Here is a 257-nt window from a genome sequence, read left to right on the forward strand (position 1 = left end):
TTGTTTATGTTCGCAGTGGTGTGTGGTGGTGGTTGCGGCGGGGTGTTTGGTGGGGGTCGATGTGGGGTGGGGGGATGAACCAGGGTGTGCCGGTTTTCATGTTGATGTGCCATTGCTCTTTGTGGATGAGGTGGTGGTGGTGGGAGCAGAGGAGGGTTCCGTTTTCTGTTCCTGTGGTGCCGCCGTGTGACCAGTAGGTGATGTGGTGGGCTTCGCACCAGGGGGCTGGGATGGTGCAGTCGGGGAAGGCGCAGCCG

1 protein-coding gene is annotated in these 257 nt (G+C 60.7%); it reads right to left on the bottom strand.

Going from position 1 to position 257, the window contains the following annotated elements; all coding sequences use genetic code 11:
- Positions 1-4 precede the first annotated feature (4 nt).
- The coding region (locus PQ627_RS19930; protein WP_274263029.1) for an HNH endonuclease at positions 5-257 on the bottom strand (253 nt) is incomplete at its 5' end.

Origin of the sequence: Paenarthrobacter sp. AB444 (assembly GCF_028736865.1) — a bacterium.
Lineage (GTDB): Bacteria > Actinomycetota > Actinomycetes > Actinomycetales > Micrococcaceae > Arthrobacter > Arthrobacter nicotinovorans_B.